Genomic DNA, 21545 nt, shown 5'->3' on the forward strand with positions numbered 1-21545 from the left:
CAAGGGAAAATGATTATGAGCAATGAGACTTTTTTGGGTTTCCGCCGCCCTGACGGCCGTTTTGGCATCCGTAATTATGTACTGATTTTACCTACCAGCGTTTGTGCGAATAAAGTCGCCCAGGATATTGCCCGGCAGGTAAAAGGCGCGACATGGGTGAATAACGATTTTGGCTGCTGCCAGGTGGCAGGCGATGCGCGTCTGACGGAAAAGACATTGATTAATGTGGCGAATAATCCCAACGTCGGCGCTATTGTGGTTGTGGGCTTAGGCTGTGAAGGCGCGGAGCCGCTGCGCATCGCAGAAGAGATTACCGCATTTGGCAAACCGACCTCCTGCATCACCATTCAGGAAGAGGGCGGCACGCTTAAATGTCAGGCCAGGGGGATTTCGCTGGCCCGCGACTATGCGCAACAACTCTCCATGCAAAAACCGCAGCAAGCACCGGTTAGCGAGCTGCTGCTGGCGATGGAGTGCGGCGGGTCAGATACGACATCGGGGCTGGCGTCTAACCCTTCCTGTGGGGTCGCCTCGGATAAGCTGATACGCTGCGGCGGAAGCTCAATTCTTTCTGAAACGACGGAATTTATTGGCGCCGAGCATGTGATGGCGAAACGCGCGGTGACGCCGGAGGTTGGTCAACAGCTCATTGATTTAGTGGTCGGCTGCGAGGTGCGAGCAAAAGCGCTGGGCGAGGATATTCGCGGGGGACAGCCGACGCCGGGCAATATTAAAGGCGGGTTGACTACCATTGAAGAAAAATCGTTAGGCTGTATGCATAAAGCGGGTCATGCGCCGCTACAGGGCGTACTGGAATATGCCGATAGACCAACGCATCCGGGCCTGTGGATTATGGATACCCCGGGGCAGGATATTGAATCTATTTCCGGCATGGTGGCGGGTGGAGCGCAGATCGTTATTTTTACTACCGGTCGCGGAACGCCTGCCGGTAACCCAATAGCGCCGGTAATAAAAATTACGGGTAATAAAGCAACGTGGGAAATGATGCAGGACAATATTGATATTGATGTGTCCGCCATTATGTCTGGCGAGGCTTCTATTACGCAAATGGGCGAGGAAATTTATCAGGAAATTTTACGCGTCGCGAATGGGAAAACGACTAAATCAGAAGATTTAGGTCATAACGAATTCTCTATTTATAAGATCGCGCCGACGTTCTGATACCAAATCGGGCAGCACCAGCTGTCCGGTTATCTCTTGGGAATAAGCTATGAAAATTAAAAAAACACTGGAACGTTTTCCTGGTGGTATGATGGTTGTACCGCTAATCATCGGCGCATTGTTTAAAACTTTTGCGCCGGAGGCGCTGGAAATAGGCGGTTTTGTCACCTCTATTTCGCATGGCGCAATGGCGATTTTAGGCATGTTTTTAGTCTGTATGGGCGCGGATATCCAGTTTAAAGCCGCGCCGAAAGCGCTGAAAAAAGGCGCTGCGATCACCTTTGCGAAATTTGCCAGCGGCGTGATTATTGGCATTCTGGTCGGAAAATTTTGCGGCCCGGATGGGTTATTAGGTCTGTCGGCTTTAGCGATTATTTCGGCGATGACCAACTCGAACAGTGGGTTATATGCCGCGTTGGTGGGGGAGTACGGCGATGAAACCGACGGCGGCGCGATTGCGGTAATATCGTTGAACGATGGTCCCTTTTTCACCATGCTGGCGTTAGGGTCGGCAGGCATGGTGTCGATACCCTTTATGAATCTGGTGGCGGTTATTATTCCTATTATCATTGGCATGATTTTGGGTAATCTGGATGAGGACATGCGCAAGTTTCTTAAACAGGGCAGCGTGGTAACGATTCCCTTTTTTGCCTTTGGGTTAGGATACGGTATTGATTTCGCAAGACTTATCACGGCAGGTTCTTCAGGCATTTTACTGGGACTCATGACGGTGGCGATTGGCGGATTTTTTAATATTTTCGCCGATCGTCTGACGGGAGGCAGCGGCGTGGCAGGTGCGGCGGTATCCACTACCTCTGGCAACGCCGTCGCGACGCCAGCGGCAATCGCGCTGCTCGATCCGCATTTTACCGACCTGGCGTCGACGGCGGCGGCGCAGGTGGCGGCCTCGACGATTATTACCGCTCTGTGCGCCCCCTTCCTGACCGTATGGATAAAAAAACGCTACGATCGTAAACTGAACCCAGCCGCCGCAGGCGGTTAGCGTTTCGGCGGAAAATAAATCACGACGGGCGGTCTCGCCCGTTCATAAACCAACAGGATGGTGAGTGATGAATAAGACGAAAGATATAGCCGCATCTCCTCTCTGTTTTGTCTCTCCTTACCCTCAACTGGCAAAGGCTGCCGAGGCGCTGGTCGCGCAGTTGGATTACGCCGTCACTATTCATCAAACGACGCTTAATCGTATCCTGTATGAGCTACCTTTATTAGAGTCCCGTGGGCACCAGGTACTGATTAGTCGTGGCGGCTGTGCGGAAATATTAAAAAAGCACAGTAAATTACCGGTAGTCGAAATTAAAATGTCCGGCTACGACATTCTTGATGCGCTTATCCCTTTTAAAGGACAAAAAGGCACTGTCGGTATTGTCGGCTTTTCCAGTGTGATCAAAGGATGCGCGCGCGTAGCGGAACAGTTAAATATTAACTATAAAATTTTTACCTTACAGGGAAATGATAAAGAAACGATTTCTTGCCTGAAGCGGCAATTAGCGTCCACGCCATTAGATTGCATTGTTGGCGATACCGTTTGTCAGGATTATTTTTCACCGCTGGGCTCGCAATTCCGTTTACTTGATTCCAGCCCCGCCTCAATAACCGAAGCTCTGGAAGAAGCCCGCTCATTATATCTGGCTTTTCGCAGCCAATTACTGGAGCGCCATCATCTGCAGCTGATTCTCGATCAGTTTGATAAAGCTGTTATCACGCTTGATGATACCGGCGCGTTACTGCATTACAATAAATATGCGAGCCAACTTTTTAAAGTTAACGCCTCCGGTGAAATTTATGACGCGTCTTTCCTGAAACAGGTATTGCACCAGGAGCGGCATACATTACGCGAGGGAAAAACCGTCAGCGCGAAAGTCGTCGATACGCCGCAAGGCGCGATGGTGGTTAATCTGTATCCGGTATTTGCGGCCAGACAGTTAAGCCGGGTAGTGTTGACGATGCAAACCGTCTCCAGTTTACAGGGGGCGGAACATCATGTTCGCCGCCAGGAACTGTCTCGCCGCGGCTTGAGCGCCCGCTATCATTTCGACGATCTGCTTACCGAAAACCCGGAAATGCTGCGTCGTCTGGCGATCATTAAAAATTATGCCGGTACGGACGCGACTATCTTAATTAATGGCGAAAGCGGGACGGGAAAAGAGGTGCTGGCGCAAAGTATTCATAATGCCAGCCAACGCGTCAACGGCCCGTTTGTCGCCATTAACTGCGGCGCGATGGCCCCTCAGATTCTGGAGAGCGAACTCTTTGGCTATGTCGCCGGCGCATTTACCGGCGCGTCGCCGAAAGGCAAAATAGGCCTGTTTGAATTAGCGCACCACGGTACCATTTTTTTGGATGAGATTAGCGAACTGGATAAACCGCTACAGACGCGCTTATTACGGGTATTGCAGGAGCGGCAGATTATGCGGCTGGGCTCAGACCAGATGATACCTGTTGATATTCGTGTGATTGCGGCGACCAATCAGACGTTAACGAAGCTCATTGCGGACGGGACATTTCGCGAAGATCTTTACTATCGGCTTAACGTATTAAAAGTGACCACCATCCCGTTACGCAAACGTCCGGAGGATATCAAAGCCATCGGCCTGTCGCTGCTTACCAGTTTCAGCCAGCATTATAAACGCCCGGCACTAACGTTAACCCCGGCGCTGTGGCAAGAGCTTCAGCGCTTCGCCTGGCCCGGAAACGTCAGGCAGTTAAGCAATATTATCGAACGGCTGGTGCTCTCTATTGATCACTCCCCGGCAACGCTGGATGAGGGCCGCCTCTTGTTGGACGATCTGGAAGAGGGGAGCCGACGCGAGCCAAGTACCTGCCACGACTGCCAGATGTTGGCTGGCGATTATAAAACGATTCGCCTGCGTATTTTGAGAAAATTATTAGAGGCGGAAAGGGATAATAAATCGTTAGTGGCGAAACGGTTAAATGTCGATCGTACCTCGCTGACGCGCTGGATACGTGAGTCGGCCTGACAAGAATTTACAGACTCTGTGGGCAGCCTTGCAAAGCGTAACGCAAATAACGTCTATTATTATAGGCAGTTAACGATCCAAGAGGTGAAGTGATGAACAAGGTTGCTCAATATTACCGTGAACTGGTGGCCTCATTAAGCGAGCGTTTACGCAATGGCGAGCGCGACATTGATGCGCTGGTGGAGCAGGCGCGCCAGCGCGTGATGCAAACAGGGGAGTTAACGCGAACCGAGGTGGACGAACTGACGCGCGCTGTCAGACGCGATCTGGAAGAGTTCGCCATGAGCTACGAAGAGAGCCAGGAAGATAGCGTCTTCTTGCGGGTGATTAAAGAGAGTCTCTGGCAGGAACTGGCGGATATTACCGACAAAACCCAGCTGGAATGGCGTGAGGTTTTTCAGGATCTCAATCACCACGGCGTGTATCACAGTGGCGAAGTGGTGGGATTGGGGAATCTGGTGTGCGAGAAGTGCCACTATCATCTGGCGGTTTACACGCCGGATGTGTTGCCGCGCTGCCCGAAATGCGGTCATGACCAGTTTCAGAGAAGACCGTTTGAGCCGTGAGTGGAAGAGCGCCGGTGCGTCTTATCCGGCCTACCAAAAATCGTTCACGTAGGCCGGATATGGCGAAGCTGCCATCCGGCAAATATTACGCGTAAAACTTCAGCCGTTCCGCTAGTAAATCGACAAATCCCTGGCGGTCTACATCGACCATCACCGTCGCATTCGGCTTATTCCCCGTCAGGAAATAATAATCCACCACCGTCATCCCCTGGGTGTATTTCCCCTGGGTTTCCACGCCAACCCAACGCTCAACGGTGGTGAAAATCTCGGGTTTCAGCAGCCAGGCGATGGTGCATGGGTCATGCAGCGGCGCGCCGACAAATCCCCATTTTTCGTCTTTGTGGTACTCCATAAAGAAGTCCAGCAGTTCGGCGACGATGGTGGAAATCGGGTTACCGATGGCGCGAAAGCGTTCGATATCGGCGGCGTGAATCTGTGCCTTATGCGTGACGTCCAGCCCGGTCATCACCACCGGAATGCCTGACTGGAAGACAATTTCTGCCGCTTCCGGGTCGACGTAAATATTAAATTCCGCAGCGGGCGTCCAGTTACCCAGCGTCATCGCGCCGCCCATGATCACAATGCGGGCGATTTTCGTATGCAGTTCCGGATGGCTATTCAGCAGCAGCGCCACGTTGGTCTGTGGGCCAGTGGAGACGATGGTGACTGGCTGTGAACTTTCACGCAGTGTTTTTGCCATCAGCTCAACGGCAGTGCCGCTTTGCGGGGCGAATGACGGCTCGGGCAGCGCCGGGCCGTCAAGACCGCTTTCGCCGTGAACGTTATCGGCGATAATCAGTTCGCGCATGAGAGGTTTCACCGCGCCGCCCGCCACCGGAATATCCGGGCGTTTGAGCAGCGTCAGCATCCGCAGCACGTTGCGCAGGGTCTTCTCCGGCGTCTGGTTACCGGCGGAAGAGGTGATCGCTTTCACTTCCAGTTCAGGGGAGGCGAGGGCGAGAACGAGGGCGATCGCGTCATCATGACCCGGATCGCAATCAATAATAATGGGCAGTGCCATAGCGGTTCCTTGTAAGTGGTACTTTGTGACAAGGGTAACGCCCGGCTGGATACGTTTCGAGAAGCGAAGCGGTAAAGCGTGAGATAGCGCGCACTCTGACGTGCGCGCCGGGAAGATTAGTGCAGGATTTTTGCAAGGAAGTCTTTTGCGCGATCGGAACTGGGGTTAGCGAAGAACTCCTCTTTTGGCGAATCTTCGACGATTTTACCTTCATCCATAAAGATCACCCGGTTAGCCACTTTACGGGCAAAGCCCATTTCGTGCGTCACCACCATCATGGTCATCCCTTCGTTCGCCAGTTCGACCATCACGTCCAGCACCTCGTTGATCATTTCCGGATCGAGCGCGGAAGTCGGTTCATCGAATAACATGGCAATGGGGTCCATACATAGCGCGCGGGCGATCGCGACGCGCTGCTGCTGACCGCCGGAAAGCTGCGCCGGGAACTTGTTGGCATGCGCAGACAGGCCAACGCGCTCCAGCAGCTTCAGGCCTTTATCGCGGGCGGCGGCCTTATCGCGTTTCAGTACTTTCACCTGCGCCAGCGTCAGGTTTTCGATGATCGACAGGTGGGGAAATAGCTCGAAGTGCTGGAATACCATGCCCACGCGGGAACGCAGTTTCGCCAGATCGGTTTTTTTGTCGTTCACAATAATGCCGTTAACGGTAATTTCGCCTTTTTGCACCGGTTCCAGACCGTTGACGGTCTTAATTAGCGTGGATTTACCGGAACCCGATGGCCCGCAGACTACCACCACTTCACCTTTTTTCACTTCTGTTGAACAATCGGTCAGCACCTGAAAGTGACCATACCATTTTGAAACATTTTTCAGGGTAATCATTAAACTGTCCTTTTCTTCAAATAGCTGACCAGCAACGACGCGCTCAGGCTGATAACAAAATAAACGGCGCCGGCGAACAGAATCATTTCGACCTGAGTACCGTCACGCTCGCCGATAGTCGACGCGGTGCGGAAGAAGTCCGCCAGGCTGAGTACATAAACTAAAGAGGTGTCCTGAAATAGCACGATGCCCTGCGTAAGCAACAGCGGCACCATCGCCCGAAACGCCTGCGGCAGAATAATGAGCTTCATCGATTGCCAGTGGGTCATCCCCAGCGCCAGCGCGGCGCTGGACTGCCCGCGGGAAATACTTTGAATACCGGCGCGAATAATCTCGGAATAGTAGGCCGCTTCAAACATGGAGAATGCCACCATCGCGGAGATCAGGCGGATATCGGTTTTCGGCGATAGTCCCAGCACGTTTTGCAAAAAGCCGGGGACAATCAGATAGAACCACAGCAAGACCATGACCAACGGGATGGAACGGAAAACGTTAACATACGCTTTAGCAAACCAGGCGATAGGGGCGAAGCTTGAGAGGCGCATGACGGCCAGAATGGTTCCCCAGACTATCCCCACGACAACGGCGGTGACGGTGATTTTCAGCGTGATGACCAACCCGGCCAGCAGGTAAGGCAGTGAGGGGATAATCGAACTCCAGTCAAATTCGTACATTATTTGCTCCCCACGTTGCCCGGCAGGCGGACTTTGCGTTCAACCAGGCTCATGACCAGCATGATAACGGCGTTAATCAGCACATAGGCCAGCGTAATGGCGGTGAAGGATTCCCAGGCGTGCGCCGAGTAATCCAACAGTTTGCCTGCCTGCGCCGCCATATCCACCAGGCCGATGGTTGAGGCAATAGCCGAGTTTTTCACCAGGTTCATCATCTCTGACGTCATTGGCGGCACGATAACGCGATAGGCATTCGGCAGCAGGACATAGCGATAAGCCTGCGGCAGCGTTAGCCCCATCGCCAGCGCCGCGTTCTTCTGCCCGCGAGGCAGAGACTGAATCGCGGCGCGCACCTGTTCGCAAACGCGGGCGGCGGTAAACAGTCCCAGACAGATCATTGAGGAGAGGAAAAACTGAATATTGGGATCGAGTTCCGCCTTAAACCACATGCCAAGATCTTCCGGCAACAGTTCAGGCACCACCAGGTACCAGGTGAAGAATTGCACGATCAGCGGCACGTTACGGAACAGTTCTACGTACAATGTGCCCAGTCCGGAGAGGAAACGGTTGGGAACGGTACGTAAAATGCCGAAAATAGATCCTACCAGGAAAGCGATAATCCAGGCGGTAATCGAAAGGGCTACGGTGACCTGAAAACCACTCCATAGCCAGCCGAGATAGGTGGTATTGCCGAAGGGGGCTTCCTGTAAAAAAATACCCCAGTTCCAGTCTATTGACATACATCTACTCCGAAAAAAAAGGGTAGCAGTGCTACCCTCGAAGATTGTTGCCCGGCGATTTGCGGTTTCAGGCCCGAGGGGGAACGACCATCAGGCTTATAGTCTGTCCGTGCTGAGCGACAATCGAGAGGACAGGAGTCCCGTCCCATTTAGTTTTAGTTAGTTAAGCGCTTTATCATTCGGTGCTTTGAACAGGGCTTTCATCTCGTCAGACAACTCGAAATTCATGTTCAGGTTTTTCGGTGGGATCGGATTTTTAAACCACTTATCAAACCACTTTTCCGCTTCGCCGGAGGTTTGCGCCTGAGCGATGGTATCGTCCATCAACTTTTTAAACTCAGGGTCGTTTTTACGCAGCATACAGCCGTAGGCTTCCTGGGACTGCGGTTTACCGACAATCTCCCAGTTATCCGGTTTCTTGGCTTTGGCGCGCTCGCCGGCCAGCAGCGCGTCATCCATCATAAAGGCGACGGCGCGACCGCTTTCCAGGGTGCGGAACGAGTCTCCGTGGTCTTTCGCGCTAATAATACGCATCCCCATCTTTTGCTCTTCGTTAAGCTTATGCAGCAGAATTTCAGAGGTCGTCCCGGAGGTGACGACGACCGCTTTGCCTTTCAGATCCGGGAAATCTTTAATATCGCCGCCTTTTTTAGTCAGCAGTCGCGTCCCGACGACGAAAATCGTATCGGAGAAGGCGGCCTGTTTCTGGCGCTCAAGGTTGTTAGTCGTTGAACCACATTCAAAATCGAAGGTTCCGTTTTGCAACAGCGGAATACGGTTTTGCGAGGTGATCGGAATCAGCTTCACCTGCAGATCCGGCTTGTTAAGTTTCTTTTTTACCGCTTCCACAATGGCGTTGGAGTAGTCCTGGGAATAGCCGACCACTTTCTGCTGGTTGTCGTAATAAGAAAAGGGCACAGAAGATTCGCGATGCCCGACGACGATCACGCCATTTTTAGCGATCTTGTCCAGGGTGCTACCAGCGGCAGGCGCGCCATCTTCTGCGTGCGCAAGGCCCGCAGACAGTCCCATGACCAGCATTGCTGTGGTTAGCTTACGTAATTGCATATCCAACTCCTTTATCATCTGCGCCGTCGACGCATTGATAGCTATTGTGATGTTGTTATTGCCTGCAACTTGCGCGTGCAGTGTTATGTGTGTTTGTTAACATTTAGTGTGGCTTGTTGTAAATATTTTGCTGCGATATTGTTTATTTTTGCGAAGTGCGCCGCACCGTTCAGAGGCAAAAATCCTACATTGCACCGTTCAGGTGCTACCAATGATCGATTTTGGTGCGACCAGGTTGCACAAGCAGCCAGAACAGGTTTGCCATGTTTAACAAAGCAATAGACGTGCCAGAATGGGGGAAAAAGGAGGATTTTCAGGCCGGATAAATGAAGCGCTATCCGGCCTGGGGAGATATTATTTCCGTCGTTGTCGCAGACTCATCACTACCGCGCCAAAAGCAAACAGCGCGGTCAGTACCCATAGCGGCCAGTTGCCGGTACGAGCATAGGGAGTTAACCCCGTGGTTGGCGTGACGTGGGTGGTCAGCACCTGGCGTGTGAACTGCGGAATCATCGCCTGGATTTCGCCCTGCGGGCCAATCACCGCCGTAATACCGTTATTAGTACTGCGCAGTAACGGACGCGCCAGCTCCAGCGAACGCATCCGCGCCATCTGGAAATGTTGCCACGGGCCAATGGACTTACCAAACCAGGCGTCGTTAGAAATCGTCAGCAGATAGTCGGTGTCCGGGCGGAAGTTATCCCGCACCTGTTCGCCAAGAATAATTTCATAACAGATTGCCGCCGTCAGCTTATAGTCGTGCGCATGTAACTGCGGCTGGATATAAGGGCCGCGGCTAAAGGAGGACATGGGCAGATCGAAGAACGGCGCCAGCGGACGCAGGATAGACTCCAGCGGAACGAATTCGCCAAAGGGCACAAGGTGATTTTTATTGTAGCGATTGGGCGAATCATAACTGTATGGATTATCTTTGCCCAACGTAATAATCGTATTGTAGGTGTCGTATCGATTCTGTTTATTGAGACGCGCATCGACAATACCGGTGATCAGCGTGCTATTTTTTTCGCGTAACATCTCGTCCAGCGAACGAAGGAAAGGCTGCTGATTGATTTCGAGATCCGGAATCGCCGACTCAGGCCAGATAATAATCTGTGATTTGCCTAACTCTGGGCGAGTTTCGTTGAGATAAATTTTTAGCGTATTCAGTAGCTGGTTTTCGTCCCACTTCAGCGACTGCGGGATATCGCCCTGCACCAGCGATACCTGGGTCGCTTTGGCCGGTTCCAGCGTAAACCACTGGATATAACGTAGCGGAAAGGGCAAAGCAAACAGAATCACGGCGACAGCCAGCGGACGCCAGTTCCGCGTCGCCAGTGCCAGCGCTAACAGGCCGCTGATCATCATCAGCAGAAAGTTGATCGCTTCGACGCCCATTACCGGCGCCAGGCCTTTTAGCGGGCCGTCGACCTGACTATAGCCAAATTGCAGCCAGGGGAAGCCGGTCAGCACCCAGCCGCGTAAAAATTCGGTGATTTGCCATATTGCAGGCGCGGCGATAGCGACGCGCAGCCAGTTGGTTTTTGGCCACAGGCGCGACAAAATCCCGGCAAACAGTCCGGTATACAGCGAGAGATAAGCTGCAAGCAGCACCACCAGAAAAACGTTAACCGGGCCCGGCATGCCGCCAAACTGCGCGATACTGACATAAACCCAGTTAATCCCGCTACCGAAAAGTCCGAGTCCCCAGCAATAGCCGATGGCGGCAGACTGGAGCGGGCGGCGATTAAACGTTAAGGCCTGCAGCCCGATAAGCGACACTATCGCTGCGGGCCAGACGTCATACGGAGAGAAAGCCAGTGTTCCGCAGGCGCCGAATAATAACGCCAGCAGCAGGCGAATACGCTGGCGTTCAATTAACGAGGCAAATGCCATTTTTAGTCCACTATTGCTGTTATTCGTCCAGTTTTGGCTGGGGCGAGTCATCCGGGATCCTGACATGCACCTGAATAATACGACGACTATCGGCCATCGCCACTTTGAACTGGTAACCATCAATGTCAATGGTTTCGCCGCGGGCCGGTAAATGGCCGAACGCCTGCATCACCAGCCCGCCGATGGTATCGACTTCTTCATCGCTGAAGTGGGTGCCGAAAGCGTCATTGAAGTCTTCAATCGACGCCAGCGCGCGAATCGTCCAGGTATGGCGGCTAAGCTGACGGAAGTCAATATCGTCTTCTTCGTCATACTCATCTTCAATTTCACCGACAATCAGTTCGAGGATGTCTTCGATAGTCACAAGGCCGGAAACGCCGCCAAACTCATCAATCACGATCGCCATATGGTAGCGCTGGGAGCGGAATTCCTTGAGCATACGGTCAACCCGTTTGCTCTCCGGTACGACAACCGCGGGGCGTAACACTTTGTCCATGCTGAAGGCTTCGGCATCGCTGCGCATAAACGGCAGCAAATCTTTGGCCATCAGAATCCCTTCAATGTGATCTTTATCTTCGCTGATCACCGGAAAACGCGAGTGGGCGGACTCGATGATAACATCGAGACATTCGTCCAGCGTCTGGTTGCGTTTCAGGGTAATCATCTGGGAGCGCGGGATCATAATATCGCGAACGCGCTGGTCGGCGATGTCCATTACGCCTTCGAGCATATCGCGCGTATCTTCATCGATAAGCTCGTTCTGCCCGGAATCACGGATCAGCGCCAGCAACTCATCACGGTTTTTAGGTTCCCCGTGGAAAAGCTGGCTGAGTAGCAGGGAAAAAAATCCCTTTTTACTGTTTACTGTGTCACTACTGTGTGAATTGTCGTCGCTCATGGCGTCGTATGGGTTCTCATGTTAGTTAATACAAAGCTCGTCATGCGCATACTCAGCTGTGACGGCATGTTTTGCCTGATGGCGCTACGCTTATCAGGGCTACAAAAGGCATGAATGTAGGCCGGATAAGGCGCAAGCGCCGCCATCCGGCAAGCTACTATTCTGCAATCTTCTCGGCAATGTACGGATCCTCATAGCCCATAGCAAGCATAATCTCCGTTTCGAGAGACTCCATCTCTTCCGCTTCGTCATCGTCGATATGATCGTAACCCAGCAAATGCAGGCTACCGTGCACGACCATGTGCGCCCAGTGCGCCTCCAGCGGCTTGCTCTGTTCCTGCGCTTCCTGCTCCACGACCTGACGGCAAATAATCAGATCGCCCAGTAGCGGCATTTCAATGCCGGGGGGCGCTTCAAACGGGAAGGAGAGAACATTAGTGGGTTTATCTTTCCCGCGGTACGTTAAATTAAGGTCGTGGCTTTCGGCCTCATCCACCAGACGGATTGTGACTTCCGCCTCTTCCTGAAACTGCGGAATAACGCCGTCCAGCCAGCGTTGAAACTGAGCTTCATCCGGAAGGCCCGCGTGGTTTTCACAGGCCAACTGTAAATCGAGGATCACCTGGCTCATTTCTGCTCCTGCTCCTGGGCTTCACGCTTACGCTCTGCCGCCAACGCCGCTTTGCGTTTTTGTTCTGCCTCTTCCCAGGCTTCATAGGCGTTAACAATGCGGGCAACGACCGGATGGCGCACCACGTCTTCGCTGTGGAAGAAGTTAAAGCTGATTTCATCGACTTCCGCCAGCACTTCAATAGCATGACGTAAGCCGGATTTGGTGTTGCGTGGCAGGTCAATTTGCGTCACGTCGCCGGTGATCACCGCTTTCGAGTTAAAGCCGATACGCGTCAGGAACATCTTCATCTGTTCGATAGTGGTGTTCTGGCTTTCATCCAGAATGATAAAGGCGTCGTTTAATGTGCGTCCGCGCATATAGGCCAGCGGCGCGACTTCAATCACATTGCGTTCAATCAGCTTCTCGACTTTTTCAAAGCCGAGCATTTCGAACAACGCGTCATACAGCGGACGCAGGTACGGGTCCACTTTCTGACTTAAATCGCCTGGCAGGAAGCCCAGTTTTTCGCCCGCTTCCACCGCCGGACGGGTCAGCAGAATACGGCGAATCTCCTGGCGCTCAAGGGCGTCTACCGCAGCGGCGACCGCAAGATAAGTTTTACCGGTACCCGCCGGGCCGACGCCAAAGGTAATATCGTGATCGAGAATATTGGCGATGTACTGCGCCTGGTTCGGGGTCCGCGGTTTAATCACGCCGCGCTTGGTTTTGATATTAATCGCTTTGCCATAGTCAGGCACGCTTTCCGCGCTCTGTTCCAGCACCCGCGCTTCTTTGATCGCCAGATGAATTTGTTCCGGTTCGATATCCTGAGTCTGGCCGCGCATCGGTGCGGTATCGACATACAGACTTCGCAAAATATCTGTCGCCGCGGTCACGCAAATCGGACGACCGGTCAGTTTAAAGTGATTGTCACGGCGGTTGATTTCAATACCGAGACGACGTTCGAGCTGTTTAATATTGTCATCAAACGGCCCGCAAAGGCTCAACAGACGGGCGTTGTCTGCGGGCTCAAGGGTAATTTCGCGAGTGTCTATATTCAAACTGTTCCTCTTGTATCTGTATCGCCGGACGCTGAACATTTACCGGCATCTAAGGAAATTATTCACGCCATAGGGAAAAGGCGCAAGCATTGCAATGAAGATGGGGATGGAGAGAGAAAATTGCAAGGCCCGTCGGGCGACAGGCCATGACCAGGAAGCCCGACAGGCGTAGCGCCATCGGGCATTATTGCCTTTCCTGCAGGATTAAGGCTGGTAGAATCCTACGCCCAGCTCATTTTCTTTACGGGTACGGGCAATGACGGACTCCGGCGTTTCGGCGACGCGCAGACCCATTTCATCTTCGGTACGCACCACTTTTCCGCGCAGGGAGTTCGGATAGACGTCAGTAATTTCCACATCGACAAACTTACCAATCATCTCCGGCGTGCCTTCAAAGTTCACCACCCGATTGTTTTCGGTACGGCCAGACAGTTCCATAATGTTTTTACGTGACGTGCCTTCCACCAGAATGCGCTGTGTCGTGCCGAGCATACGGCGGCTCCATGCCATCGCCTGCTGATTGATACGCTCTTGCAGAATATACAGACGCTGCTTTTTCTCTTCTTCCGGTACGTCATCAACCATATCGGCAGCCGGCGTTCCCGGACGCGCAGAGAAGATAAAGCTGTAGCTCATATCAAAGTTGACGTCAGCGATAAGCTTCATGGTTTTTTCGAAATCATCGGTAGTTTCGCCAGGGAAACCGACGATAAAGTCAGAGCTTATCTGAATGTCCGGCCGCGCCGCGCGCAGTTTACGGATGATTGCTTTATATTCCAGCGCAGTGTGGGTGCGCCCCATCAGATTCAACACGCGATCGGAACCGCTCTGTACCGGCAGATGCAGGAAACTGACCAGTTCCGGCGTATCGCGGTACACCTCGATAATATCGTCGGTGAACTCAATCGGATGGCTGGTGGTAAAGCGAATACGGTCAATGCCGTCGATGGCGGCGACCAGACGCAGCAGATCGGCAAAGGTGCCGGTAGTGCCGTCGTAGTTTTCTCCGCGCCAGGCGTTAACGTTCTGGCCCAGCAGGTTGACCTCACGCACGCCCTGCGCCGCTAACTGGGCGATTTCGAACAGGATATCGTCTGAGGGACGGCTGACTTCTTCACCGCGGGTATACGGCACCACGCAGTAAGTACAATATTTATTGCAGCCTTCCATGATAGAAACGAAAGCGGTCGGGCCTTCTGCGCGCGGTTCCGGCAAACGGTCGAACTTCTCGATTTCCGGGAAGCTGATATCGACCACCGGGCTGCGGTCGCCACGCACGGAGTTAATCATCTCCGGTAGGCGGTGTAAGGTTTGCGGGCCAAAAATAATGTCGACGTAATGGGCGCGTTGACGAATGTGCTCGCCTTCCTGGGAAGCCACGCAGCCGCCGACGCCGATAATCAGATCGGGATTTTTCTCTTTTAACAGTCTCCAGCGACCTAACTGATGGAAGACTTTTTCCTGAGCCTTCTCGCGGATTGAGCAGGTATTCAACAGCAGCACATCCGCCTCTTCCGCCACGTCGGTCAGTTGATAGCCGTGGGTGGCGTCCAGCAGATCGGCCATCTTCGATGAATCGTACTCGTTCATCTGACAGCCCCAGGTTTTAATATGGAGTTTTTTAGTCATCGACTTGCTCTTGCGAAATAGTGGCTGAAAAGCAGGGCGCATAGTGTAATGCTTTGGCGCGGTTGTGACCAGTATGACTGACGTCAGCCCTAATGGGTAAAAAATCCTGTAAACTTGTCTAAAACGTAACAGGATGAATGACCATGACAAATCAACCAACGGAAATTGCCATTGTCGGCGGGGGAATGGTCGGCGGCGCGCTGGCGCTGGGTCTGGCGCAGCAAGGGTTTACGGTGATGGTAATAGAACATGCCGCGCCTGCGCCGTTTGTGGCTAACAGCCAGCCTGACGTGCGGATTTCGGCCATTAGCGCGGCATCCGTGGCGCTGCTCAAGGGACTGGGCGTTTGGGAGGCGGTGCAGGGGATGCGTAGCCATCCTTATCGGCGACTGGAGACCTGGGAGTGGGAAAACGCCCATGTGGTGTTCGACGCCGCTGAACTCAAGCTGCCGCTGTTAGGCTATATGGTGGAGAACAATGTCCTGCAACAGGCGCTATGGCAGGCGCTGGAAGCGCACCCCGGCGTGACGCTGCGCGTTCCGGCTTCACTGTCGGCATTGCACCGCCGCCACGATGGTTATGCGCTGGAACTGGCCGACGGCGAATGGGTAACGCCGAAGTTAGTGATTGGCGCCGACGGCGCGAATTCGCAGGTTCGGCAAATGGCGGGAATTGGCATTCATGCCTGGCAATATGCGCAGTCGTGTATGCTTATCACCGTCAAGTGTGAAAATGCGCCAGGCGACAGCACCTGGCAGCAGTTTACGCCGACGGGGCCGCGCGCCTTTTTGCCGCTGTTCGACGATTGGGCGTCGCTGGTGTGGTATGACGCTCCGGCACGTATTCGCCAGCTACAGAGTTTATCGATGACGCAATTGCAGGTGGAAATTAACCAGCATTTTCCGGCGCGTCTGGGGGGGGTGATGCCGGTCGCGGCGGGCGCGTTTCCGCTAACCCGTCGTCACGCGTTGCAGTATGTACAACCGGGGCTGGCCCTGGTAGGCGACGCGGCGCATACCATTCATCCGCTGGCCGGGCAGGGCGTCAACCTGGGGTATCGGGATGTTGATGCGTTGATTGATGTGCTGGCGAGTGCCCGTAGCTATGGCGAGTCCTGGGCCAGCCATTCGGTGTTGAAACGCTATCAGACGCGGCGCATGGCAGATAATTTTATGATGCAAAGTGGAATGGATCTGTTTTATGCCGGGTTCAGCAATGAATTGCCGCCGCTGCGTATTTTACGCAATATGGGGCTGATGGCGGCGCAGCGCGCAGGCGTACTAAAACGTCAGGCGCTGAAGTATGCGTTGGGGTTGTAGTTTGTGTTATGCCGGGTGGCGGTAATACCTTACCCGGTCTGTATTCGCCCGTAGGCCTGATAAGCGTAGCGCCATCAGGCAGTCCGAATTGCCAGAAAAGCAAAAAGCTCGCCGAAGCGAGCTTTTTAAAGGTGGCTGGGGTACGAGGATTCGAACCTCGGAATGCCGGAATCAGAATCCGGTGCCTTACCGCTTGGCGATACCCCAATTGTCGTACTTCTTGCGCTCATTAGCAGAGCGTCTTTAAAACTGGCTGGGGTACGAGGATTCGAACCTCGGAATGCCGGAATCAGAATCCGGTGCCTTACCGCTTGGCGATACCCCAACAAATTATTTTCGAACCGGTCGAATACCTCGACGCGTTCTGAATATGGTGGCTACGACGGGACTCGAACCTGTGACCCCATCATTATGAGTGATGTGCTCTAACCAACTGAGCTACGTAGCCAGATGATTTCTTCGATGGCTGGGGTACCTGGATTCGAACCAGGGAATGCCGGTATCAAAAACCGGTGCCTTACCGCTTGGCGATACCCCAATACCGTCGCGGTGAACCGCAAACTCGAAGAAATATGGCTGGGGTACCTGGATTCGAACCAGGGAATGCCGGTATCAAAAACCGGTGCCTTACCGCTTGGCGATACCCCATCCGTACAACGCTTATCGGTGAATGGTGCGGGAGGCGAGACTTGAACTCGCACACCTTGCGGCGCCAGAACCTAAATCTGGTGCGTCTACCAATTTCGCCACTCCCGCAAAAAAGATGGTGGCTACGACGGGATTCGAACCTGTGACCCCATCATTATGAGTGATGTGCTCTAACCAACTGAGCTACGTAGCCATCTTTTTTTCGCGTTACCTTATCGGCGTTGCGGGGCGCATTATGCGTATTGAGCCTTGAAGCGTCAACCTCTTTTTCATCGAAAAACGTCGGAAAGTGTCTGTTTGGTTAGGTTGCGAACAGCGTGGCGCAATATTCGGCAATTATTGGGTATTAATCGTTTTTCCGAAAGTGGTTTGCTATAAAAAAAGAGCCCCTAAGGGCTCTTTCGTCATCGTTAATTTACTGGTACGCCGACTGATGCACGCCGACCGCGCGGCCTGATGGGTCATCCATCGTTTTGAATGCTTCATCCCACTCAATGGCTTTGGCGGAAGAACAGGCGACGGACGGGCCGCCGGGTACGCATTCCGCCGCGCTTGGCACCGGGAACAGCTCTTCAAAAATTTCCCGGTACAAGTACGCTTCTTTAGACGACGGCGTGTTGTATGGAAAGCGGAAGCGGGCGGTTTCCAGTTGTTGATCGGAAATCTGTTTCGCCGCCACCTCTTTTAGCGTATCGATCCAGCTGTAGCCTACGCCGTCAGAGAACTGCTCTTTCTGACGCCACGCGACGCTTGCTGGCAGATAAGACTCGAAGCACTCGCGCAGCACGTGTTTTTCCATCTTGCCGTTGCCGCACATTTTATCCTGTGGGTTGATACGCATCGCCACGTCGAGGAATTTTTTATCCAGGAACGGTACGCGCGCTTCCACGCCCCAGGCGGACATCGCTTTGTTGGCGCGGGCGCAGTCATACATATGCAGCGCCTGTAGCTTACGGACCGTCTCTTCATGTAACTCTTTGGCGTTCGGCGCTTTATGGAAGTACAGGTAGCCGCCAAACACCTCATCGGAGCCTTCGCCGGAGAGCACCATTTTGATGCCCATCGCTTTGATCTTACGCGACATCAGATACATTGGCGTTGAGGCGCGGATAGTGGTCACGTCATAGGTTTCAATGTGATAAATAACATCACGAATGGCATCAAGACCTTCCTGCACGGTGAAGTGAATTTCATGATGCACGGTGCCGAGGTGGTTAGCCACTTCCTGGGCCGCCTTCAGGTCAGGCGAACCTTCCAGACCGACTGCAAAAGAGTGCAACTGTGGCCACCAGGCTTCGGAGCGCTCCTGATCTTCGACTCGACGGGCGGCGAATTTTTTGGTGATAGCCGAGATAATCGACGAGTCCAGACCGCCGGAGAGCAGCACGCCGTAAGGGACGTCGGACATCAGGTGGCTTTTCACGGATTCTTCCAGCGCCTGACGCAGCGCGTTTTTGTCGGTGACGTTGTCTTTTACCGCATCGTAATCGAACCAGTCGCGCTGATAGTACTGACGAATTTCGCCGTCTTTGCTCCACAGGTAGCTGCCCGCCGGGAACTCTTTAATGGTGCGGCAGACCGGGGTCAGCGCTTTCATTTCTGACGCTACGTAGAAGTTGCCGAATTCGTCATAGCCCATGTAGAGCGGAATAATACCGATATGGTCACGACCAATCAGATAAGCGTCTTTTTCGCTGTCATACAGGGCGAAGGCGAACATCCCCTGTAAATCGTCAAGGAAATCCGGCCCTTTTTCCTGATATAGCGCGAGGATAACTTCGCAGTCGGAGCCTGTCTGGAACGCGTAACGATCGCCATACTCCGCGCGTAACGTCTGATGGTTATAAATTTCACCGTTCACCGCCAGTACGTGGGTTTTTCTGGCGTTATACAGGGGCTGGGCGCCGGCGTTAACATCAACAATCGACAAGCGTTCATGTGCGAGAATCGCGTTATCGCAAGCGTAGATGCCGGACCAGTCCGGGCCGCGATGGCGCATCAAGCGTGACAGTTCAAGGGCTTTTTTACGCAGTTCCGCTGCATCTGTTTTGATATCGAATACGCCGAAAATAGAACACATAGCCTTCTCCGTTAATCTGTTGCATCGTACTTTTTGTGTTTGCTTGACTAAAAAATGCCGCAAAGGCGTGGAAGGCGCAAGGGGATTACGGTCTGAAAAATGAAAAATGCAATCGTCATTGTTGATTAGTGAAAAATGATTACATATTGCGTGGATTTATTGATGGATCTTCAGTTTTATCGTGGATTAATTGAATTATGTTTTTCCTGATGGCGTTTCGCTTATCAGACCTACAATGTTGTTCGAACCGTAGGCCTGAAAGCTATGCGTCATCAGGCAGGGGACAGGTTTAGATAACGTCGATCTCGGCGACGGAAGGGTAAATCCAGCTTGGGCGGAACGGCATACTGTCAATATCATTGATTGTTGATACGCCTGAAAGCACCAGAATGGTCTCCAGACCGGCCTGGAATCCTGCCAGAATGTCGGTGCGCAGGTTGTCGCCGACGATAACGGTCTCTTCCGAGTGCGCCTGCATTTTGTTTAACGCCGCGCGGATGATCCACGGGCTGGGTTTGCCGACATAAAACGGCTTCCGGCCGGAAATTTTTTCAATGCCTGCGCACAGCGCGCCGCAGGCCGGATAAAAGCCGCGACCGTGGGTATCCGGGTTGGTGGCGATAAAGCGCGCGCCATTGGCGACGAAAAATGCCGCTTTATGCATCATGTCCCAGTTGTAGGAGCGGGTCTCTCCAACGATGACAAAATCAGGGTTCACATCGGTAATGGTAAAACCCGCTTTATAGAGCTCGTGAATAAGCGCGCCTTCGCCCACGACATACGCTTTCTTACCTTCCTGACGGCGCAGAAAATCGGCTGTCGCCATTGCTGAAGTATAAAACACGCTGTCCGGCACGTTAACGCCAGCGGTAGCAAAACGGTTCGCCAGATCCTGGCCGGTTTGCGACGGGTAATTGGTCAGCAGCACCAGCGGCAGACCTTTTTCCAGAATCCCCGTCAGAAATTCCGCCGCACCGGGTACGGCTACGTTGTCGTGCATCAGCACGCCGTCGATATCGCAGATTACATTCTTGATGGTCATGAACTACCCAGGGAATTTGTGAATAATCCGATACTATAAGAGCGCATCAACTTTCCAGCAAACGTTGCAGCAATGTTCCGTTGAGCATGGCGCGTTTAACTAAGGCAAAAGCGCCGATAGCAGAACGGTGATCCAGCGTGGAGCGTACCACCGGCAAATTTTTGCGAAATGCCTTTAACGCCTGCGTATTGATACAGCTTTCGATAGCGGGCAACAGGACTTTATCGGCTTCAATGATCTCGCCAGCAATGACGATTTTTTGCGGATTAAACAGGTTGATAGCAATGGCGATCGTTTTGCCCAAATGGCGACCAACATGCTCAATGACTTCCGAGGCCAGGCTGTCGCCCCGGTTTGCCGCCTTACAGATGGTTTTAATCGTGCAGTCGTCAAGCGGAACACGGCTTTGATACCCTTGTTTAAGTAAATTCAGCACCCGTTGTTCAATCGCCGCATTGGCGGCAATGGTTTCCAGACAGCCGAAATTACCGCAGTGGCAGCGCTCGCCCAACGGCTCCACCTGAATATGCCCAATTTCGCCGACGTTGCCGTTACGGCCAATGAAGATGCGCCCGTTGGAGATAATCCCGGCGCCTGTACCACGATGGACGCGCACCAGAATCGAGTCCTCGCAATCCTGACTGGCGCCGAAGTAGTGTTCCGCCAGCGCCAGGCTACGGATATCGTGTCCCACGAAACAGGTAACGTGAAACCGTTTTTCCAGCGCTTCGACCAGTCCCCAGTTTTCAACCTGAATGTGCGGCATGTAACGAATCACGCCGCTTTCCGGATCGACAAGCCCTGGCAGGATGACCGAGATAGCGATCAATTCACGAATTTTACGCTGACAGCTATCAATAAAGACGGCGATGGTGTTGAGCAGCGCATGTTCCAGCGTCTCCTGGGTGCGCTCCGGCAGCGGATAATGCTCCTCAGCGACCACTTTACTGCTCAGATCGTAGAGCGTTAAAGTGGTGTCATGACGGCCCAGGCGAACGCCAATGGCGTGGAAGTTACGGGTTTCCGTGACGATAGAGATAGCGCGGCGGCCTCCGGTAGAGGCCTGCTGATCGACTTCTTTGATCAGCCCGCGTTCAATGAGTTGACGCGTAATTTTCGTTACGCTGGCGGGAGCAAGCTGGCTTTGCTCGGCAATTTGTATGCGCGAGATAGGACCATGCTGGTCAATCAGGCGGTAAACGGCCGCGCTGTTAAGCTGTTTTACGAGATCAACGTTACCTATCTGAGCTTGTCCGCCTGGTGTCATATT

The 21545-nt window shown here is 53.2% G+C and carries 18 protein-coding genes and 7 tRNA genes; 5 read left to right on the forward strand and 20 right to left on the reverse strand.

Annotation, left to right across the window (positions count from 1 at the left end; translation table 11 throughout):
• The first annotated feature begins 9 nt into the window (after positions 1-9).
• The 4 genes from NA624_RS06655 to NA624_RS06670 all read left to right on the forward strand — a co-directional run bounded on the left by NA624_RS06655 (position 10) and on the right by NA624_RS06670 (position 4747).
• Positions 10-1182, forward strand: a complete 1173-nt coding sequence (locus tag NA624_RS06655; protein WP_001562318.1) for a UxaA family hydrolase — start codon at positions 10-12, stop codon at positions 1180-1182.
• Between the two features lie 49 nt (positions 1183-1231).
• On the forward strand, positions 1232-2185 hold the full coding sequence (locus NA624_RS06660; RefSeq protein WP_000694477.1) for a 2-keto-3-deoxygluconate permease: 954 nt from the start codon (positions 1232-1234) through the stop codon (positions 2183-2185).
• 67 nt (positions 2186-2252) lie between these two features.
• Complete coding sequence (locus tag NA624_RS06665) at positions 2253-4181, forward strand: sigma-54 interaction domain-containing protein (protein ID WP_001044195.1); 1929 nt, start codon at positions 2253-2255, stop codon at positions 4179-4181.
• A 92-nt stretch (positions 4182-4273) separates the two neighbouring features.
• Positions 4274-4747 (forward strand): zinc ribbon-containing protein, encoded by a 474-nt coding sequence (locus NA624_RS06670; RefSeq protein ID WP_001044886.1) that lies wholly within the window; start codon positions 4274-4276, stop codon positions 4745-4747.
• A gap of 85 nt (positions 4748-4832) precedes the next feature.
• Here NA624_RS06670 and rihA read toward each other — a convergent pair whose 3' ends face one another.
• The 10 genes from rihA to miaB all read right to left on the reverse strand — a co-directional run bounded on the left by rihA (position 4833) and on the right by miaB (position 15186).
• The gene (rihA, locus tag NA624_RS06675) at positions 4833-5768 is read right to left on the reverse strand and encodes a pyrimidine-specific ribonucleoside hydrolase RihA (RefSeq protein WP_001207436.1); all 936 of its coding nucleotides are present in this window, start codon (positions 5766-5768) and stop codon (positions 4833-4835) included.
• A gap of 116 nt (positions 5769-5884) precedes the next feature.
• Positions 5885-6610, reverse strand: a complete 726-nt coding sequence (gltL, locus tag NA624_RS06680) for a glutamate/aspartate ABC transporter ATP-binding protein GltL (protein ID WP_000631369.1) — start codon at positions 6608-6610, stop codon at positions 5885-5887.
• Entirely contained in the window at positions 6610-7284 is a 675-nt protein-coding gene (gene gltK, locus NA624_RS06685) for a glutamate/aspartate ABC transporter permease GltK (protein WP_000272799.1), read from the reverse strand. Before gltK ends, gltL begins: the two co-directional genes overlap by 1 nt.
• Positions 7284-8024 (reverse strand): glutamate/aspartate ABC transporter permease GltJ, encoded by a 741-nt coding sequence (gltJ, locus tag NA624_RS06690; RefSeq protein ID WP_000020930.1) that lies wholly within the window; start codon positions 8022-8024, stop codon positions 7284-7286. Before gltJ ends, gltK begins: the two co-directional genes overlap by 1 nt.
• A 159-nt stretch (positions 8025-8183) precedes the next feature.
• Complete coding sequence (locus NA624_RS06695; RefSeq protein WP_001518176.1) at positions 8184-9092, reverse strand: amino acid ABC transporter substrate-binding protein; 909 nt, start codon at positions 9090-9092, stop codon at positions 8184-8186.
• A 354-nt stretch (positions 9093-9446) separates the two neighbouring features.
• On the reverse strand, positions 9447-10985 hold the full coding sequence (gene lnt, locus NA624_RS06700) for an apolipoprotein N-acyltransferase (protein WP_001550099.1): 1539 nt from the start codon (positions 10983-10985) through the stop codon (positions 9447-9449).
• A gap of 19 nt (positions 10986-11004) precedes the next feature.
• On the reverse strand, positions 11005-11883 hold the full coding sequence (corC, locus tag NA624_RS06705; protein WP_001278612.1) for a CNNM family magnesium/cobalt transport protein CorC: 879 nt from the start codon (positions 11881-11883) through the stop codon (positions 11005-11007).
• Positions 11884-12040: 157 nt separating this feature from the next.
• A complete protein-coding gene (gene ybeY / locus NA624_RS06710) occupies positions 12041-12514 on the reverse strand; it encodes an rRNA maturation RNase YbeY (protein WP_000084477.1) in 474 nt (157 codons plus the stop codon).
• Positions 12511-13557 carry a PhoH family protein gene (locus NA624_RS06715; protein ID WP_001018045.1) on the reverse strand — a complete coding sequence of 349 codons (1047 nt, stop codon included), beginning with the start codon at positions 13555-13557 and terminating at the stop codon, positions 12511-12513. The genes ybeY and NA624_RS06715 overlap by 4 nt, the downstream gene beginning before the upstream one ends.
• 204 nt (positions 13558-13761) lie before the next feature.
• Positions 13762-15186, reverse strand: a complete 1425-nt coding sequence (gene miaB / locus NA624_RS06720) for a tRNA (N6-isopentenyl adenosine(37)-C2)-methylthiotransferase MiaB (RefSeq protein WP_001519200.1) — start codon at positions 15184-15186, stop codon at positions 13762-13764.
• 143 nt (positions 15187-15329) lie between these two features.
• On the opposite strand from miaB, the gene ubiF reads away from it, so the two are divergent.
• The gene (gene ubiF / locus NA624_RS06725) at positions 15330-16505 is read left to right on the forward strand and encodes a 3-demethoxyubiquinol 3-hydroxylase (RefSeq protein ID WP_000184644.1); all 1176 of its coding nucleotides are present in this window, start codon (positions 15330-15332) and stop codon (positions 16503-16505) included.
• Positions 16506-16637: 132 nt separating this feature from the next.
• Here ubiF and NA624_RS06730 read toward each other — a convergent pair.
• The 10 genes from NA624_RS06730 to nagC form a co-directional block, all read right to left on the reverse strand.
• Positions 16638-16712: transfer RNA gene (locus NA624_RS06730), tRNA-Gln, on the reverse strand.
• Between the two features lie 43 nt (positions 16713-16755).
• A tRNA-Gln gene (locus NA624_RS06735) sits at positions 16756-16830 on the reverse strand.
• Between the two features lie 46 nt (positions 16831-16876).
• Positions 16877-16953: transfer RNA gene (locus NA624_RS06740), tRNA-Met, on the reverse strand.
• 15 nt (positions 16954-16968) lie between these two features.
• A tRNA-Gln gene (locus NA624_RS06745) sits at positions 16969-17043 on the reverse strand.
• A 35-nt stretch (positions 17044-17078) separates the two neighbouring features.
• Positions 17079-17153 (reverse strand) — tRNA-Gln (locus NA624_RS06750).
• A gap of 23 nt (positions 17154-17176) precedes the next feature.
• Positions 17177-17261 (reverse strand) — tRNA-Leu (locus NA624_RS06755).
• Between the two features lie 8 nt (positions 17262-17269).
• Positions 17270-17346: transfer RNA gene (locus NA624_RS06760), tRNA-Met, on the reverse strand.
• Between the two features lie 222 nt (positions 17347-17568).
• Positions 17569-19233, reverse strand: coding sequence for an asparagine synthase B (gene asnB / locus NA624_RS06765; protein ID WP_000337032.1), 1665 nt, complete (start codon positions 19231-19233; stop codon positions 17569-17571).
• Between the two features lie 289 nt (positions 19234-19522).
• Entirely contained in the window at positions 19523-20275 is a 753-nt protein-coding gene (gene nagD / locus NA624_RS06770) for a ribonucleotide monophosphatase NagD (RefSeq protein WP_000153143.1), read from the reverse strand.
• Between the two features lie 46 nt (positions 20276-20321).
• Positions 20322-21542, reverse strand: coding sequence for a DNA-binding transcriptional regulator NagC (gene nagC, locus NA624_RS06775; RefSeq protein WP_000187578.1), 1221 nt, complete (start codon positions 21540-21542; stop codon positions 20322-20324).
• Positions 21543-21545: the final 3 nt, after the last annotated feature.

The organism is Salmonella sp. NW38 (genome assembly GCF_051807745.1).
Lineage (GTDB): Bacteria > Pseudomonadota > Gammaproteobacteria > Enterobacterales > Enterobacteriaceae > Salmonella > Salmonella enterica.

Coding starts and splice junctions, on each gene's coding strand:
- asnB (WP_000337032.1), bottom strand. CDS start 19,233: ATGTGTTCTATTTTCGGCGTATTCGATATCAAAACAGATGCAGCGGAA.
- NA624_RS06665 (WP_001044195.1), top strand. CDS start 2,253: ATGAATAAGACGAAAGATATAGCCGCATCTCCTCTCTGTTTTGTCTCT.
- nagD (WP_000153143.1), bottom strand. CDS start 20,275: ATGACCATCAAGAATGTAATCTGCGATATCGACGGCGTGCTGATGCAC.
- lnt (WP_001550099.1), bottom strand. CDS start 10,985: ATGGCATTTGCCTCGTTAATTGAACGCCAGCGTATTCGCCTGCTGCTG.
- ybeY (WP_000084477.1), bottom strand. CDS start 12,514: ATGAGCCAGGTGATCCTCGATTTACAGTTGGCCTGTGAAAACCACGCG.
- rihA (WP_001207436.1), bottom strand. CDS start 5,768: ATGGCACTGCCCATTATTATTGATTGCGATCCGGGTCATGATGACGCG.
- NA624_RS06695 (WP_001518176.1), bottom strand. CDS start 9,092: ATGCAATTACGTAAGCTAACCACAGCAATGCTGGTCATGGGACTGTCT.
- ubiF (WP_000184644.1), top strand. CDS start 15,330: ATGACAAATCAACCAACGGAAATTGCCATTGTCGGCGGGGGAATGGTC.
- gltL (WP_000631369.1), bottom strand. CDS start 6,610: ATGATTACCCTGAAAAATGTTTCAAAATGGTATGGTCACTTTCAGGTG.
- miaB (WP_001519200.1), bottom strand. CDS start 15,186: ATGACTAAAAAACTCCATATTAAAACCTGGGGCTGTCAGATGAACGAG.
- gltK (WP_000272799.1), bottom strand. CDS start 7,284: ATGTACGAATTTGACTGGAGTTCGATTATCCCCTCACTGCCTTACCTG.
- NA624_RS06660 (WP_000694477.1), top strand. CDS start 1,232: ATGAAAATTAAAAAAACACTGGAACGTTTTCCTGGTGGTATGATGGTT.
- corC (WP_001278612.1), bottom strand. CDS start 11,883: ATGAGCGACGACAATTCACACAGTAGTGACACAGTAAACAGTAAAAAG.
- gltJ (WP_000020930.1), bottom strand. CDS start 8,024: ATGTCAATAGACTGGAACTGGGGTATTTTTTTACAGGAAGCCCCCTTC.
- nagC (WP_000187578.1), bottom strand. CDS start 21,542: ATGACACCAGGCGGACAAGCTCAGATAGGTAACGTTGATCTCGTAAAA.
- NA624_RS06670 (WP_001044886.1), top strand. CDS start 4,274: ATGAACAAGGTTGCTCAATATTACCGTGAACTGGTGGCCTCATTAAGC.
- NA624_RS06655 (WP_001562318.1), top strand. CDS start 10: ATGATTATGAGCAATGAGACTTTTTTGGGTTTCCGCCGCCCTGACGGC.